This is a genomic window from Bradyrhizobium sp. CCBAU 45384 (genome assembly GCF_028128665.1).
Taxonomy (GTDB): Bacteria; Pseudomonadota; Alphaproteobacteria; order Rhizobiales; family Xanthobacteraceae; genus Bradyrhizobium; species Bradyrhizobium manausense.
The window spans coordinates 227,239-241,312 of sequence record NZ_LBIZ01000117.1 but is presented as its reverse complement, the minus strand read 5'-3'; the positions used below and the strand labels follow the sequence as shown (position 1 = coordinate 241,312).

At 64.9% G+C, this 14,074-nt stretch carries 12 protein-coding genes; 7 read left to right on the top strand and 5 right to left on the bottom strand.

The genetic code is table 11. The features are described 5' to 3' along the window. The first annotated feature begins 5 nt into the window (after nucleotides 1-5). The 4 genes from XH80_RS32630 (at nucleotide 6) to XH80_RS32615 (ending at nucleotide 3,683) form a co-directional block, all read left to right on the top strand. On the top strand, nucleotides 6-326 hold the full coding sequence (locus XH80_RS32630) for a plastocyanin/azurin family copper-binding protein (protein ID WP_057758913.1): 321 nt from the start codon (nucleotides 6-8) through the stop codon (nucleotides 324-326). A gap of 85 nt (nucleotides 327-411) precedes the next feature. Next, a complete protein-coding gene (locus XH80_RS32625; protein ID WP_271602151.1) occupies nucleotides 412-2,070 on the top strand; it encodes a methyl-accepting chemotaxis protein in 1,659 nt (552 codons plus the stop codon). 653 nt (nucleotides 2,071-2,723) lie between these two features. Continuing rightward, nucleotides 2,724-3,044 carry a hypothetical protein gene (locus XH80_RS32620; protein ID WP_057758909.1) on the top strand — a complete coding sequence of 107 codons (321 nt, stop codon included), beginning with the start codon at nucleotides 2,724-2,726 and terminating at the stop codon, nucleotides 3,042-3,044. A gap of 12 nt (nucleotides 3,045-3,056) precedes the next feature. Continuing rightward, on the top strand, nucleotides 3,057-3,683 hold the full coding sequence (locus XH80_RS32615) for a hypothetical protein (protein ID WP_271602150.1): 627 nt from the start codon (nucleotides 3,057-3,059) through the stop codon (nucleotides 3,681-3,683). Nucleotides 3,684-3,791: 108 nt separating this feature from the next. On the opposite strand, the gene XH80_RS32610 is transcribed toward XH80_RS32615, so the two are convergent. Next, nucleotides 3,792-4,997 carry a hypothetical protein gene (locus XH80_RS32610; protein WP_271602149.1) on the bottom strand — a complete coding sequence of 402 codons (1,206 nt, stop codon included), beginning with the start codon at nucleotides 4,995-4,997 and terminating at the stop codon, nucleotides 3,792-3,794. Between the two features lie 190 nt (nucleotides 4,998-5,187). Between XH80_RS32610 and XH80_RS32605 the strand changes: the two genes are divergently transcribed. Next, nucleotides 5,188-6,645, top strand: a complete 1,458-nt coding sequence (locus XH80_RS32605) for a tetratricopeptide repeat protein (protein ID WP_271602148.1) — start codon at nucleotides 5,188-5,190, stop codon at nucleotides 6,643-6,645. Nucleotides 6,646-6,922: 277 nt separating this feature from the next. Beyond that, entirely contained in the window at nucleotides 6,923-7,672 is a 750-nt protein-coding gene (locus tag XH80_RS32600; protein WP_271602147.1) for a phytanoyl-CoA dioxygenase family protein, read from the top strand. A gap of 60 nt (nucleotides 7,673-7,732) precedes the next feature. Here the strand turns inward: XH80_RS32600 and XH80_RS32595 are convergent, their stop codons facing one another. Continuing rightward, nucleotides 7,733-8,353, bottom strand: coding sequence for an alpha/beta hydrolase (locus XH80_RS32595; RefSeq protein ID WP_271602146.1), 621 nt, complete (start codon nucleotides 8,351-8,353; stop codon nucleotides 7,733-7,735). Then, complete coding sequence (locus tag XH80_RS32590; protein ID WP_271602145.1) at nucleotides 8,350-9,288, bottom strand: ring-cleaving dioxygenase; 939 nt, start codon at nucleotides 9,286-9,288, stop codon at nucleotides 8,350-8,352. Before XH80_RS32590 ends, XH80_RS32595 begins: the two co-directional genes overlap by 4 nt. 123 nt (nucleotides 9,289-9,411) lie before the next feature. Here XH80_RS32590 and XH80_RS32585 point away from each other — a divergent pair, with 123 nt between their 5' ends. Then, nucleotides 9,412-10,296, top strand: a complete 885-nt coding sequence (locus XH80_RS32585) for a LysR family transcriptional regulator (protein WP_271602144.1) — start codon at nucleotides 9,412-9,414, stop codon at nucleotides 10,294-10,296. Here XH80_RS32585 and XH80_RS32580 read toward each other — a convergent pair. Both XH80_RS32580 and XH80_RS32575 read right to left on the bottom strand, forming a co-directional pair. Next, nucleotides 10,262-12,958: a hybrid sensor histidine kinase/response regulator gene (locus XH80_RS32580; protein WP_271602143.1), complete on the bottom strand. Its 2,697-nt coding sequence runs from the start codon at nucleotides 12,956-12,958 to the stop codon at nucleotides 10,262-10,264. The genes XH80_RS32585 and XH80_RS32580 overlap by 35 nt on opposite strands. Then, on the bottom strand, nucleotides 12,955-13,998 hold the full coding sequence (locus XH80_RS32575; RefSeq protein ID WP_271602142.1) for an ABC transporter substrate-binding protein: 1,044 nt from the start codon (nucleotides 13,996-13,998) through the stop codon (nucleotides 12,955-12,957). The genes XH80_RS32580 and XH80_RS32575 overlap by 4 nt, the downstream gene beginning before the upstream one ends. Nucleotides 13,999-14,074 lie beyond the last annotated feature (76 nt).

Here is a 14,074-nt window from a genome sequence, read left to right as displayed (position 1 = left end):
CTCACATGCGCACAATCGCTCTCTTCACCTGCGTCATCGTTGCCGGCTTTTCGGTCGGCGCCTATGCCGCGACCGAAATCGTCCATCAGCAAGGCCGCGCCTTCTCCGCCGAGAGCATCACGATCAAGAAGGGTGCGGCCGTCACCTTCCTGAACGACGACACGGTGCCGCACAACATCATGTCGGCCAGCAAGGGCAACGAGTTCAATCTGGGATCGCAGGCACCGGGCACCTCGACGGACGTGTCGTTCAAGGAGCCGGGTGATGTGCAGGTGATCTGCGCCATTCATCCGCGCATGAAGATGATGGTCAAGGTCACGGATTAGGATTTCATCTTGAAGCGTTTTCTTCTCGCAAACCGCGACCCACTTCGCGCGAAAACGCTCTAATCGAAGCGCCGGAGATTTGACGATGTCCATACGTTACAAGATTTTCGGTGCTTTCAGTGTCGTGCTTCTGTTGGCCTGCGGCATCGCCTTCTACGGCATTCGCGCCATCGGCAACTCCGGGGACCTGGTGGTTCGTCTCTATGACGGCCCATTGATGGGGATCAATCACGCGCGCTCCGCTCACGCGGCGCTGCACGAGGCACGACTGCTGCTCCAGCGCGCCCTTGTCGCCGGCAGCTCCAGCGAAATCGTCGCAAAGTTCGAGTCGCTGATCCGCGACAGTGCCGAGGACCTGAAAGTGGTGCGTGAGCGCGCCGCAACGCCGAGCGTTGCCGCCGCGCGCGAGAAGGCCGAAAAAGAGCTCAAGGACTGGTCGACCGCCGCGCTCAAGATCCTGAAGCCGTCGCCCGGTGGCGCGACGGAGATCCCGACCAGCTTCCTGCTCGCCCAGCAAGGCGACCGGCTGATGGCGTCGATCGACGATCTCGTCGAGCTCGTTGCGGCGTACGGCTATGAATATCGCATGGCGGCAGAGAAGGATGTGGAGGCGGCCCGCACCACGATGCTGACGGTCGCAGTCGGAACTGTCGCGATCGGGCTGCTGATCGCGCTTGCATTCTCGTACTCGATGAGCCGGCCGATCTCCGCTGCGGTGCGGGTTGCCGAACGCGTCGCCGCCGGTAATTTCACCGACGACATCGCGGTGCGTCGCAGCGATGAGCTCGGTCGCCTGCTGAAGTCGCTCGCGCTCATGCAGGCGAGCCTGAAGACCCGCGCCGATGACGATCACGCGCTGATCGCGGCCAAGGACCAGAGCAGTGCAGAGCAGGCCGTTCATCGCCAGCGCCTGGAAGCCGAGATCGATGCCTTCCGGTCCGCCTTCAGCGAGGTGATGAGCAACACCGCGCGCATGACCGGCGAGCTGACGGACACGGCACAGGGCCTCGCCTCCGCCGCACGCAATGCGGGCTCGCAATCGAACGAGGCGGCTTCGACGGCGAAGGAGACGTCGGCGAACGTCCAGACCGTGGCAGCAGCCGCAAGCCAGCTCGGCCAGTCCGTCCAGGCGATCACGTCGCAACTGGCCGATGCGACCGCCATCGTGCAGCGCGCATCCGGCATGGCGGAGGCGGCCAACCAGACCATCGGCAGGCTCGCCAGTGCCGCCCAGCAGATCGACGAGGTGGTCGGCTTCATCAGGACCATTGCCGGCCAGACCAACCTGCTCGCGCTCAATGCCACGATCGAAGCGGCGCGCGCCGGCGAAGCGGGCAGGGGTTTTGCAGTGGTTGCTTCGGAAGTGAAGGCGCTGGCGACGCAAACGGCCAAGGCGACCGAGGAGATTTCGAGCCAGATCACCGAGGTGCAATCGGCGACGCGCGAGGCGGTCGACAATGTCGGCGCCATCGCGACGATCATCGGCGATATCGACGGCTTCACCGGGCGGATCGCGGCCGCGGTCAGCCAGCAAAATGCGGCGGCCGGCGAGATCTCCCGGAATATCGGACAGGCCGCCTCCGGCACCGCGCAGGTCGCGCGCAGCATCGCCGGGACGGCGGAGGCGACCGACAACGCCAATCGCACCGCCGACATCGTCCTTGCCACGGCGCACGACCTCTCCAGCCAGGCCACGCAGCTGCGCTCGTCGGTGGATCGGTTCCTGTCGAACGTGGCGGCTTAGGCCGCCGGGGGCGACCGGCGCTCCAGATTACCCGCGCTTGTCGACGGGCAGCACCGGACAGCGGGCGTGCAGGCTCGGATGTCAGCTCGGCTGAAGTGACACGGGACCTCCCCGCAGGAATGCCACCTTGTGACTCATAGCGGGCCACACGGCCATCGTGATGAAATTAGGTTTGGCCGCGCGAGGACATCGAGGAACGATTGAAAAATCGCAGACAGCTTCCGCCGCAAGATGAACTGAGGCCAAACTGGCGAGGAACCAAATAGTCCGCACCCAAGTTGATGCGTTTCGAATAACGCTCGATAACGCGAGACCGACGCAAAAGGCCTCAGCTCGGCGCCAGCCCCGGAGCTGAGGCCGTTTTATCGCTTGTGTATATTTTTGCACCAAGCCCCGGAACGGAGCGGCTGCGCGAGCGTCTTCGATGCGCTTACTCTCGTGCGAGACGAGCTGAAAGAGTCGAGGACAATAGCCGCCGCGCCGCCTCCGTGGCTAGGCAGCTTAATATTCCATGGCTTTCGCCAATAACTGCCGGATCCGTTCAAGCTGATCCAGCGCGGCAGCGTGCCGCGTACTCCGCATCTCCGCGCGCTAGCAACCATTTCGAATCTCGCTCGTTGTCGCCGGCACAATCACTTGCAGGAGACAAAAAGATGTCACGTATAACTTTGCTGGCCGCAACCTTGTTGCTGCTCGCGTCGGCGCCCGCGGGCGCTCAGTCGCAGCCGGCGCAGAGCGGGCCGGGCAACAACGCCGTCAACAGCTCCGATAAGAACAATTCGAATGCGCCGGTCGCGGGCCGCAACAGCTTCACCGAGGGCCAGGCGAAATCGCGGATCGAGGACGCGGGATATTCCAACGTCTCCTCCCTGCAGAAGGACGACCAAGGCGTCTGGCGCGGCAAGGCCGACAAGGGCGGCACCAAGACCGACGTCAGCGTCGACTTCCAGGGCAACGTCAATTCCACGAAATAAGGAGCACATCGCATGACGACCACCATCTCTCGCCTCTACGATAATTATTCCGATGCCGAGCGGGCCGTCACCAGGCTCGAGAGCGCCGGCGTGCCACACTCCGACATCAGCATCGTCGCCAATAATTCCGATAATTGGTTCGGTGCACAGCGCGGCAAGGTTGACCGTGACCGCGACGGCGTCGACGATCGCGCCGAAGGGGCCGGCACGGGTGCCGGTATCGGCGCCGGCATCGGCGGCGCGGCAGGCCTTCTCGCTGGCTTGGGCCTATTGGCCATTCCGGGTCTGGGGCCGGTCGTTGCTGCTGGATGGCTCGCCTCTACCGCTGCCGGTGCGGCCGCTGGCGCGGCCACGGGCGGTATCGTCGGCGCACTCACCCAAGCCGGCGTCTCGAAGGAAGACGCTTCGCGCTATGCGGAAGGCGTTCGCCGCGGTGGCACGCTCGTCACAGCGAAGGTGCCCGACAACGACCGCGTACGTCTCGACGCCCTTCTCCATGAGAGGTCCGTCAACCTTCAGGAGCGCAGTTCCGCTTGGCAGAAAGCCGGCTGGAGCGATTTCGATGCCGCAAGCCCGCCGTTGTCTCCGGAGGACATCGGCCGGGAGCGCGAACTCTACGGCGCGGGTGCACGGCGATAGGCCCCGCGGAGTCGACAAGACAAAGGGCCTCGCGCTGCGAGGCCCTTTTTTGTGGAGCAATGGCGTAAAACCAATCAAGGGCCGAGACGACAAGCGCCGCGGTCTTGACTACGGAAGTCCAGATGTCGCCGTAAAGGGATTGAAACCACGTTCCGCCAGGGCCGCCCACGAAGCTGCGCCAAGATGAGGCAATCGAAAATAGAGTCGTGGCTTGGCCGGATCGGTATCCAGCATGAACCCGGTCGGCAGCGCGCGGACATCAGTGGCATAGAATCCGCCATCCGGCGACCTCCGCGATTCGATGACAGCGACCAACGATTTCGCCTCCGCGGTTCTGCCGAGCAATTTCAGCAAGAGAGCCATTTGGCTGGTCCCTTCGGTCCACACACCGTCTCGGTCCTCACCGTAGGAAAAGCCCTTATCGACACTCATTCGCCGTTCGGCGGTCGTAATGGCCGATGCAAATTTCCTGGCCGCTCCTGATAGCGCCGTTAACGGCCAGACCTGAGCATCAAGGGCCAACACCGGATTGCGCGTGACGCCGTCTTCGGCGGTGCCTGCGGCGAAACAGGCGCATGCCGGATCCCACATCGTTTCGACAAAGTGCTCGGCAGCTGTTGCCATATCGCGCCAGCGCAAATCGCCGGTGCGGGTTGCAAGAAGGCCAAACGCGGCGGCGAGGTCGGTATTGTGTTCGGTCGATTTCCATGTCCGCAACTCGGGCGTCGGCTCGTGCCCGAACGTACCGCCCGTGAAACCGCCAGTGCCTCGCGCGTCGGCCCATTGCGCGACCCAGGTGCCGAGCCGTGCCGCACCATCGCGGAACCGAGAGCCGGTGTTCACATCGTCGATCGACAGCAACGCCAACATGGCCCATGCCATGTTACCGACATCGCTGCCGACCTGATATCGATCTTCCAACCACTTGTTCTGCGTGTTGTCCCACCATCCCGGAAGTTTGGCGGGGCCACTGGCCACCATACCCGCGGCGTATGCGTTGCGGAGCCGCCCATCATGCCAGGTGCGGTCGTTGTCGATGGCCCAAAGAATCGCCGAGCCAATTCGAGACGCCTTGTCTCGCTCGCCGCAACCGACCAATGCGATGGCGGCTACCGCATTGTCATAGAGGTAGGCGGCGCCATGGAGAGGCCCCGATTCAACGGTCGGATAGCTCGGCAGGAACAACGGCCCTGATGGCGATGCGCTATCGATCAGACCGGAGAGATATCCGCACGCTGACGCTTCCGGTGTTGCTTGAGCCCGGAGTGGGGTGGCAACCGCAATGGTTGTGAAAGTCGTGGCGATCCATGCCAAGCTTGCTATTCGGCCCACTTGCTGTTCTCCGGGTGGACAATAGTCCTATCTATACCCCTCGGACGATGACTTGAAGTGGCCCTGAGCCGACGCCACAGGGAGCCCATTAACCTCGTCAGCGCTAAGCCGCTAAACTATTACTAACTCGTGTTGCCTAACTTATCCATCCCGGGAACAGGAGCACGCCGGAATGGACTCGGACGCCATGTTCGACGATTGCGCAGCCGCGCTGGAGTTGGGTCTCCGCGAAGCGCGCACCGGCAATCCGCAGATGATCGACGTCTTCGATGCCATCCTGACCCAGCTCGAGGCGCGCGACGATGCCGACGCCCGCGAAATGAAAGCCGCCGCGCATTTCGCGGCGGCAACATGCCACGCCGCGTGCGGCCAAACCGGGGCGATGGGAAAGCGCGCCGCCAAGGCCATGGCGGCCCTCAAGAGCCTCGGCGAACCGAGCCGGACGCTGGCGAGCGTCGACGTGATCGCAGACGCGCTCATGGACCGTAACGAACATCACCGAGCCCTGCCTTATTGCCAGCAAGCCGTCACTCTGACCCGCCGCGATCCCGTGGCGGTGCGCGGTCGACTTTGGCGGGCCGGTCGCTGCCTCGTGCGTCTCGGCTTCTCGGCCGACGCGGCGGCCGTGCTGCGCGAGGCGATCGACCTGATCCGCGGCTCGGGCCCGGACCTGCTGCTGGCTCACGCCTTGCTCGATCTCGGCAACGCCACAATCAGGTCCCACCCGGACGATTCATCGCAGGCGTTCCGCGAGGCCGCGGACATCTTCGCCGCGAACGATCACAGCAACCAGGCCGCGACCGCATGGCTCAACTTAGGTGTGCTGGCGAGCAGGGCGAACCGGCTCGACGAGGCGCTCGCTTGGTATGAAAAAGTGCGCGAGGCGCGCGAGCGCGACCCGCAAACGACGACGATGCAGCGGGGCAACCTGCACAACAACATCGCCAATGTCTATCGTCGCCAACGCGATTTCGTGCGCGCCCGGACTGAGGCCGACCGCGCGGTCGACATCCTGACCCCGGTCGGCGGCGAGTTTCTCGCACACGCCCTTGGTACACAGGGTGAAATCCGCCGCGATTCGGGCGAGAAGGAAGCCGCGCTGGAGTGGTTCGGCCGCGCCCGCGCCGTCATGGAGGCGCTTCCAAACGTCAACAGAGAGAAGCTTGCCGAAAAGCTGAGCAACGAGGCCGACGCGCTCGAGGCCTTGGACCGCGCTGCCGAGGCCGGCGCGCTGCGCGCACGCGCCGCCGCCTTGCTCCAGACCAAGGCGCCGCCGACGCCGCGCGCGGCTCCGAAGCCCGCCAAGCAATCCGTCAAGCGCAAGACCAGCGGCACCGTGCTCGTCACGCTGGACGGCATCGGCCTTCCCGCCGAGGTCTACGCGCAATGCGATCTGCACACCCTTGAGAGCAGGCTCGAACGCCGGCTCGACGAGACGGACGCGGGCGAGCTCGACGGTCACGAGCACGGTCCGGAAAATGTGCAGCTTTTCCTTTATGGCCCGAACGCCCGCGCACTCTTTGAGGCGATCCGCCCGGTTCTGACGGACTATCCGCTCTGCCGGGGCGCTGAAATCGAATTGCGCCAGGGCCGCAAGGTTGAGCGCTTTCCTTTAAGCGCAGCCCTGTGAGGAGCGCCTGAGATGGCGTCGAGGGCTTGCGTCGGTGTGCTGCTTTGATAATGTTCGGCCCATGATGATCAGCACTCTCAACATCGCTTCGGTTTTCTTCCTGCTGAGCCGCTAACGGCTCGTCCGCGCCTTTGCGGACAGGAATTGGAGATCGTCCTCGCGCGCATCGTCCTCGCGCGTCATGTGCTTGCGAGCGGCGACTTCCTGATCGAATCGACCACACCTCGCAGTCCCGCACGACGGGACGTAGGTGCTGGCACGTAGAGAGAGCTCTGTCATGTCCCCCTTAAACGACGACCAACTGCGTCAATTCGCAGAACGCGGCTTCGTGGTTATTCCTGACGTCGTTCCAGCGATGCTGCTCGAAGCGGCAATGCAACGGATCGACCGTTTGGTCGAGCAAAATCCGCCTCCGGCTGACCGTCGCGGATTCCACTTCTATTGGGAGCAGAATCCGGCCGACACCGATCCCCTGGTCGCTCTGCTGCAAGAGAGCAGGGCCCTGGAAATCGTGCAAAGCCTGATCGCGCCACTGGCCCTGGCCAAGCTGGAGCAACTTCAGGTCTCGCTCAACATTCCGGTCTGGAAGCATCGACCCGGCGGGCCGCATATCGATGGGATCAGGATCACAGAGCCGAGCGGACGCCCCGGAACGTTCACCCTGCTGGCTGGCATCTTCCTGACCGATCAGACCGCGTCAGATATGGGCAATCTCTGGGTCTGGCCCGGCTCGCACAACGTTGCTGCGTCCTATCTCCGCGAGCACGGGCCCGACGCGTTGTTCGATATCGAGCACCCGACCTACCCAATGGAGGCGCCCGAACAGGTGCTGGGACGGGCCGGCGATCTCTTTCTTGGAAACTATTTGCTCGGCCACAATATGGGTGGAAACACTTCAGCAGTGATCCGGCGGGTCGTCTATTTCCGTCTCCAGGCGGAAGGCCATCGGGCGAGATGGCGAGACTGTGTACGGGATCCGCTGCTGGAATTCGAGCCTGCACGAACGGCTCTGAACCGCCCTCGGTGATGCGCGGTCCTGGAGAGGCGAAGCGGCGCAGCGTCCGAAGGCGATGCGCCGCTTGTTTGGTTACGCCGCCTTCGCCTCGACGCTGCCGATCCAGCTGCGGGCGAGGGTCACGTCGGCTTGCGACAGTTGATGGCCCGCCGGCAAAACCTTGTGGTCGACACGCGCACCTGCGTCCGACAACAGCGCCGCAAGCCTGACCGAATTGCTCGAGGGCACGATCGGGTCAGCCTGACCCGATAGCAGCAGCACCGGCTTGCCACCGAGCTCGGCTTTGGGCGGATCCGACAGCGGCACCATTGCGCGCAGCAGCACTGCGCCTGCCAGCACGTCCGGCTTCAGCAGCAACAGCGCTGCGGCGATGTTGGCGCCGTTGGAGAAGCCGACCGCGACGGGCGCGGCGATCTCGTAGCGCCTGCGAGCGTCCGCGACGAAATCGCCGAGCTCGAGCGCGCGACGACGCACATCGTCCTCGTCGAACACGCCTTCGGCAAGGCGGCGGAAGAAGCGCGGCATGCCGTGCTCGAGCACGCGGCCGCGCGGCGAGAGCAGGGCCGAGCCTGGCGAGATCATCTGGCCGAGCCCGAGCAGGTCGTTCTCGTCGCCGCCGGTGCCGTGCAGCAGCAGCAGGGGTGGGAGGTGCGCGCTGGTCGCGGGCTCGAAGCGATGGATGAACTCGGTCATGATGCGGTCGCTTCCAGGCTCGGCAGCACGCCCTCGATCTGCTTGCGATGCCGTTCGAGGAAGCTCGGCAGCTTCAGGTCGCGTCCGAGGCTCGCCACCGGCTCGTCCACGGCGAAGCCGGGGATGTCGGTTGCGATCTCGAACAGCACACCGCCGGGCTCGCGGAAATAGATCGAGCGGAAGTAGTTGCGATCGCGCTGCTCGGTCGGATGCAGGCCGTGATTGCTCACGAGCATTTGCGCCATCCTGCCCTGCTCGGCGTCATCTGCCGCGCGAAAGGCGATGTGGTGCACCGAGCCGCCGCCCTGATGGCCGCGCAAAAAGCCCTTGGCCTCGTAGATGTCGACGACGCTGCCTTCAACATCGCCAGGCGCCTTGAAGCGGATCACCGAGCCTTCGCGTCCCGTCTCCTTGAAGCCGAACACGTCGGTGAGCACCGCAGCCGTCTTGGCCGCGCTGTCGAGCAGCAGGGTCACGCCGTGGAAGCCGCGGATCGCGTGCTCTGAAGGCACCTCGCCATTGCTCCAGCCGGGCTCGTTCTCGGCGCCGGGGACGCCGACCAACGCGAGCGCCATGCCGTCAGGATCGGTGAACGGCAGCACGGATTCGCCAAAACGCTTTTCCAGCGCCTCATAGGCGATGCCCTTCTCGGTGAAGCGCTGCGTCCAGTAACCGAGCGAGCGCTGCGGCACGCGGAAGGCGGTCTGATGGGTCTCGCCGACGCCGCGGCGGCCCTGCGACACGCCGGCCCAGGGGAAGAAGGTCAGGATGGTGCCGGGGCGGCCGGTCTCGTCGCCGTAGTAGAAATGGTAGGTGCCGGGATCGTCGAAATTGACCGTCTTCTTGACGAAGCGCAGACCGAGATCCCGGGTGTAAAAGCCGAAATTGCGGATGGGGTCGCCGGCAATCGCGGTGACATGGTGCAGTCCAGACATTGTCGTCCTCCTCTCTAGGGGGAGCACTCTTGCTCTGGGTGGAAATATCGTTCCGCTTTGGATTGGAGACAATCCATGCAAATATGACGGCTATGTCTACGATTTGGAAACAATGGCGGGCCCTTGGATAAGGTTGCCAGCCTCCGCGCCTTCGTGAAGGTGGTCGAAAGCGGCAGCTTTGCCGAGGCGGGCCGGCAGCTGCGGCTGTCGCGCTCGGCGATCAGCAAATACATCGCCGACCTCGAGGAGAGCCTCGGCGTCCAGCTCCTGAACCGGACCACGCGGCACGCCAGCCCGACCGAGAACGGCCAGCGCTATTTCGAGCGCGCGGTCGTCATCCTCTCCGAGATCGAAGCGGCCGACCAGGCGGTGACGCAGGCCCAGTCGGCGCCGCGGGGCCTCTTGCGCGTCAACGCGCCGATGTCGTTCGGAACGATGCGGCTCGGGCCTGCGCTCGCGGATTTCATGCAAGCGTTCCCGGAGCTTCAGCTCCAGATCGTGCTCAGCGACGATCTGCTCGATCCCGTCCAGGACGGCTTCGATGTGACGCTGCGGATCGCCGACCTGGAATCGTCGAGCCTGATCGCGCGAAAGATCATGCCGGTGCCGCGCATGATCTGCGCCTCGCCTGACTATCTCGCCCGTCACGGCACGCCAAAACATCCGCAGGACCTGCGCGCGCATGCCTCGCTCACCTACGGCTTCCTGCTCACCGGCAATCAGTGGAAGCTGTCAGGTGCCGATGGCGATCACTGGATCCAGCCGGACTGGTCGCTCTGCGTCAACAACGCCGAGGTGCTGCGCGACGCCGCGATCAAGGGCAGGGGCCTCGCTCTGCTGCCCGAGTTCATCGCCGCGGAGGCGCTGCGGAAGGGCGAATTGCGGACCGTGCTCGACGACTATTCCGCGCCGCCGCTCGCGCTCTATGCGGTCTATCCGCCGACGCGGCATCTGTCGGTGAAGGTGCGGCTGTTCATTGATTTTCTGGTGGAGCGGTTTGGGGCGTGAGCAAATTGTCCAGCGCGCTGATCGACGCGTCGCGAAGCGCGGCGAGCTCGCGCGCCGCATCCCGGCACGCCTCTGGTGACATCGAGGGCGCTGCCTCTTCGATCTCGCGGCAGCGCTCGAACAGGCTGATCAGGCCGAGCGCGCTTGCGGCGCTGCCGAGCTGGTGCGCAGATCGCGCGAGCTGCCTGGCATCGCCGGCCGCGGCCGCCGCGACAATGTCGGCGATCAGCGTTTCGCTGGTCTCTCTCAGCAGATGTTGCAGCTTCGTGATCTGGCCGATGCCGAGCAGCGCCTTCTGGTCGTCGAGAAAATGCCGGTCGATCAACGCGCCTGATGCGAGCGGCGCCTCGGTCGCGCCGCGCGCGGGCTCGTCCTCGATCGCCTCGCGGAGCGCGCCAATCAGGATCGGCTTGCTGACGACCTTGCTGATCCCGGCGCTTGCGAGCCGCTGGCGGGTGCTGGGCGAGGCGTCGGCGGTCACGACGATGATCCGCGGCATCGGCCGCAAGGGCAGCTGACGGATGCGCGTGGCCGTCTCCACGCCGTCCATGTCGGGCATGTGCAGGTCCATCAGGACGACGTCGAACGGCTGGCTTCCGGCGAGCGCGACAGCGGCCGCACCATTGCTTGCGATCGCGGCGCGGTGGCCGAGCCTGGTCAGGATAGCTTCGCCGACCTCGCAATTGATGGGGTCGTCGTCGACCAGCAGCACGCGGAGCGGTCGCGATTGCGGCGGCAGCGTGCCTTGTGCAATGCCGCCGGCGGCCTTGCCGAGCGGGACGACAAGCGTAAACACGCTGCCGTTGCCCGGCGTGCTCTCCACCGTCAGGTCGCCGCGCATCAGCCGCGTCAGTCTGCGCGCGATCGCAAGCCCGAGGCCGGTGCCGCCGAACCGCCGCGCGATGCTGTCGTCGGCCTGCACGAAGTCCTCGAAAATCCGTTCGTGCATGTCGGGCGCAATGCCGATGCCGGTGTCACGAACGACGGCGCGCAGCAGCGCATGGTCGTCACGCCGCTCGATCGCCGCATGCACGGATATTCCGCCACTCGGGGTGAACTTGATGGCGTTGCCGATCAGATTGAGCAGGATTCGGTTGAGACGGACGGGATCGCCGTGGACTGACGTGCCGACTGACGGATCGCAGGCGAGGTCGAAGGAGAGACCCTTGCCAAACGCCTGCGGACGCATCAGATCGGCCGCCGTCTCGATCAGCTGGTCGAGACGGAAGTCGCGCGTCTCCAGGGCCTCAGTGCTGGCCTCGAGGCGGGCATATTCCAGAATGGCGTCCACCAGCGCGATCAGTGTTTCGCCCGACGCGGCCGCGGTGGCGAGGTGGCGGCGCTGGACCTCGCTGAGCCGGCCGTCGTCGAGCAGCTGCAGCACGCCCATGACCCCATTGAGCGGCGTGCGCAGCTCATGGCTGACAACGGCGAGGAAGCGCGATTTGGTTTCGTTGGCTGCAACCGCGACGCTGCGCGCCCGCTCGGCCGCGTCGTGCTCGGCCAGCGCGTGATCGCGCGCCTTCTCGAGCTCGGAGGTGCGTTCGATCACCTTGCGCTCGAGCGTGGCGTAGGATTCGCGCAAATGCGCGGCCATGCGGTTGAACTGGTCGCCCAGCGCCTCGAGCTCGTCGCCGGTCTTGATGGCGAGCCGCTGTCCGAGATCGCCGCTGCCGATCCGCCGTGCCCCCTGGGTCAGCATCTGGATCGGCACGGCCATGCGTCGGCTGAGCCAGAGCGACACCAGGGTGGCCGAGGCGAGCAGGACGATCAGCAGGAACGTCGAGCGTCCGATCGAGGCGTAGATCGGCGCGTAGGCTTCGCTGAGCGGGAGCTCGACGAACACGAGCCAGCCGAGCGAGGGGACCGTCGCATAGGTCGAGAGCACGCGCTGACCGGCAAAATCCTCCTTGATCAGCCCGCCCGAGGGTGGCCCCACGCCGTCGAGCCCGGCGCGCACGTCAGGATGGCCGGAGAGATCGCTGCGGCGAAGCGCCGGCCACAGATCGGGATGCGCGATCAGCACACCCAGCCGATCGACGACATAGGCCTTGCCGGTGTTGCCCACCCTGATCCCGGCGACGAGGTCCCAGATGAAGCGCAGATTGACCTCGGCGATGACGACGTTGGGTGAGCTGCCGCTGCCGCGCGTGGCGAGCGTCATGAAGGGCTCGGTGTCGCCGAAGAAATAGACCGGCCCGTAATAGGCCCGGCCTTCATTGGCGCCGCGGAAGGCGGCAGAGGAGGACTGGTCGATGTTGCTGCCGATCCGGTCCGCGACGCGGCGCGACACGCGTACCTGTTCGCGGCCGTTCGAATCGAGCTCGGTCAATTCCGCAATCGCGGGCGAGAGGCGCAGCAGCCTGATGGCATTCAGGCGCACGTCTTCATTGGTCGAAAGCTCCGGGGGCAGGTGCGACAGCCATCTGACCTGGGTCTCGATCTGGCTGATGAACTGGCCGATCTGGATCGCCGCGCTCGCAGCCTGCTCGCGCTGGGTTGCCGCGAGCAGCTGCTTCTGCTCGTGATAGGAGAACCAGACGTCGAAGCTGGTGTTGATGGCGAGCGCGGCAAAGGCAAGCGCGACGATCGAGTAGAGATATTTGCGGAACAGCCGTCCGGGAGGCGTCCGCAAAGGTTCCTGGTCGACCTGTTCATTCACTCGCGAATCTCGTCGGCGCGCGCCAGCAGCGTGTAGGGAATCTTCAATCCGAGCGCGCTGGCGACGGTGCGGTTGATCAGCAGCTCGTATTTGCGCGGCGATTGCACCGGCAGGTCGCCGGCCTTGGTGCCGCGGAGGATGAGATCGACATAATCGGCCGAGCGCACCTCCAGCGTCGGCCCGTAGCTCATCAGCCCGCCCGAATCCATGAAGTAGTGGAACGGATAGATCATCGGCACGCGATGTCTCGCGGCCGTCTCGACCACCGCCTTCCGGTTGACCACGAGAAAGCTGTCGACAAGCGAGATCATGGCCGCCTTCGGAGGATCAGCGAAGCGGCCGATCGCGCCGTCGATCTCGGCGACTGCGTCGATGGGTGCAAGCTCCACCGCGACGCCTGATGTCGCGGCTTCCCGCTCGAGCGAATCAAGGTAATAGCGGCCGGCGCGAGGGGTGCTGGCCGGGTTGAACAGGACGCCGATGCGCCGGATGTCAGGCACGGCTTCCTTGATCAGCTGAAGCCATTTGCCGCCCATCTCGGGGGTGCTGCTGGTGAAGCCGGTGACATTGCCGCCGGGATGGGCAAGGCTTTCGACGAAGCCGTTGCCGACGGGATCGTTGGAGGTCGCGAAAACGATCGGGACCGTCTTGGTGGCCGCCATGACGGCCGCGGTCTCGACAGTCGAGCCGGTCAGGATGACATCCGGCTTGAGATCGATGAGCTCCGCGATCGCGGTCTGCAACTTGTCGGGCCCGCCGAATGTCGAGCGAACCTCGAGACGATAATTGACCCCTTCGACCCAGCCGCGTTGTCGCAAGCCCGCGATCAGCGCACCGAGGCGAGAGTTCGAACTCTCGCTCATGTTGCGTCGGGTCAGCTCGTCATCGAGCGCCAGAGCGGTGATCGAGGCGACGATTCGCATGCGGTCCGACGTTGCGTCGAGCGCAAACAAACCTGCGACAGTTGCTCCCGCAAGCCGAATGAAATCGCGACGGGCGATCGCCGGCACGACACGGGCAGGAGCAGGCCGCTCGCTCATGAAATGTTTCGCAAGATTTGTCCCCGGGGAACGTGCTTAACGCGAAAGGATGGCAACCACAATTGATGAAAAATGC

Excerpts from the sequence above, each read along its gene's own strand:
- XH80_RS32630 (WP_057758913.1), top strand. The coding sequence starts at position 6 with ATGCGCACAATCGCTCTCTTCACCTGCGTCATCGTTGCCGGCTTTTCG.
- XH80_RS32625 (WP_271602151.1), top strand. The coding sequence starts at position 412 with ATGTCCATACGTTACAAGATTTTCGGTGCTTTCAGTGTCGTGCTTCTG.
- XH80_RS32620 (WP_057758909.1), top strand. The coding sequence starts at position 2,724 with ATGTCACGTATAACTTTGCTGGCCGCAACCTTGTTGCTGCTCGCGTCG.
- XH80_RS32615 (WP_271602150.1), top strand. The coding sequence starts at position 3,057 with ATGACGACCACCATCTCTCGCCTCTACGATAATTATTCCGATGCCGAG.
- XH80_RS32605 (WP_271602148.1), top strand. The coding sequence starts at position 5,188 with ATGGACTCGGACGCCATGTTCGACGATTGCGCAGCCGCGCTGGAGTTG.
- XH80_RS32600 (WP_271602147.1), top strand. The coding sequence starts at position 6,923 with ATGTCCCCCTTAAACGACGACCAACTGCGTCAATTCGCAGAACGCGGC.
- XH80_RS32595 (WP_271602146.1), bottom strand. The coding sequence starts at position 8,353 with ATGACCGAGTTCATCCATCGCTTCGAGCCCGCGACCAGCGCGCACCTC.
- XH80_RS32590 (WP_271602145.1), bottom strand. The coding sequence starts at position 9,288 with ATGTCTGGACTGCACCATGTCACCGCGATTGCCGGCGACCCCATCCGC.
- XH80_RS32575 (WP_271602142.1), bottom strand. The coding sequence starts at position 13,998 with ATGAGCGAGCGGCCTGCTCCTGCCCGTGTCGTGCCGGCGATCGCCCGT.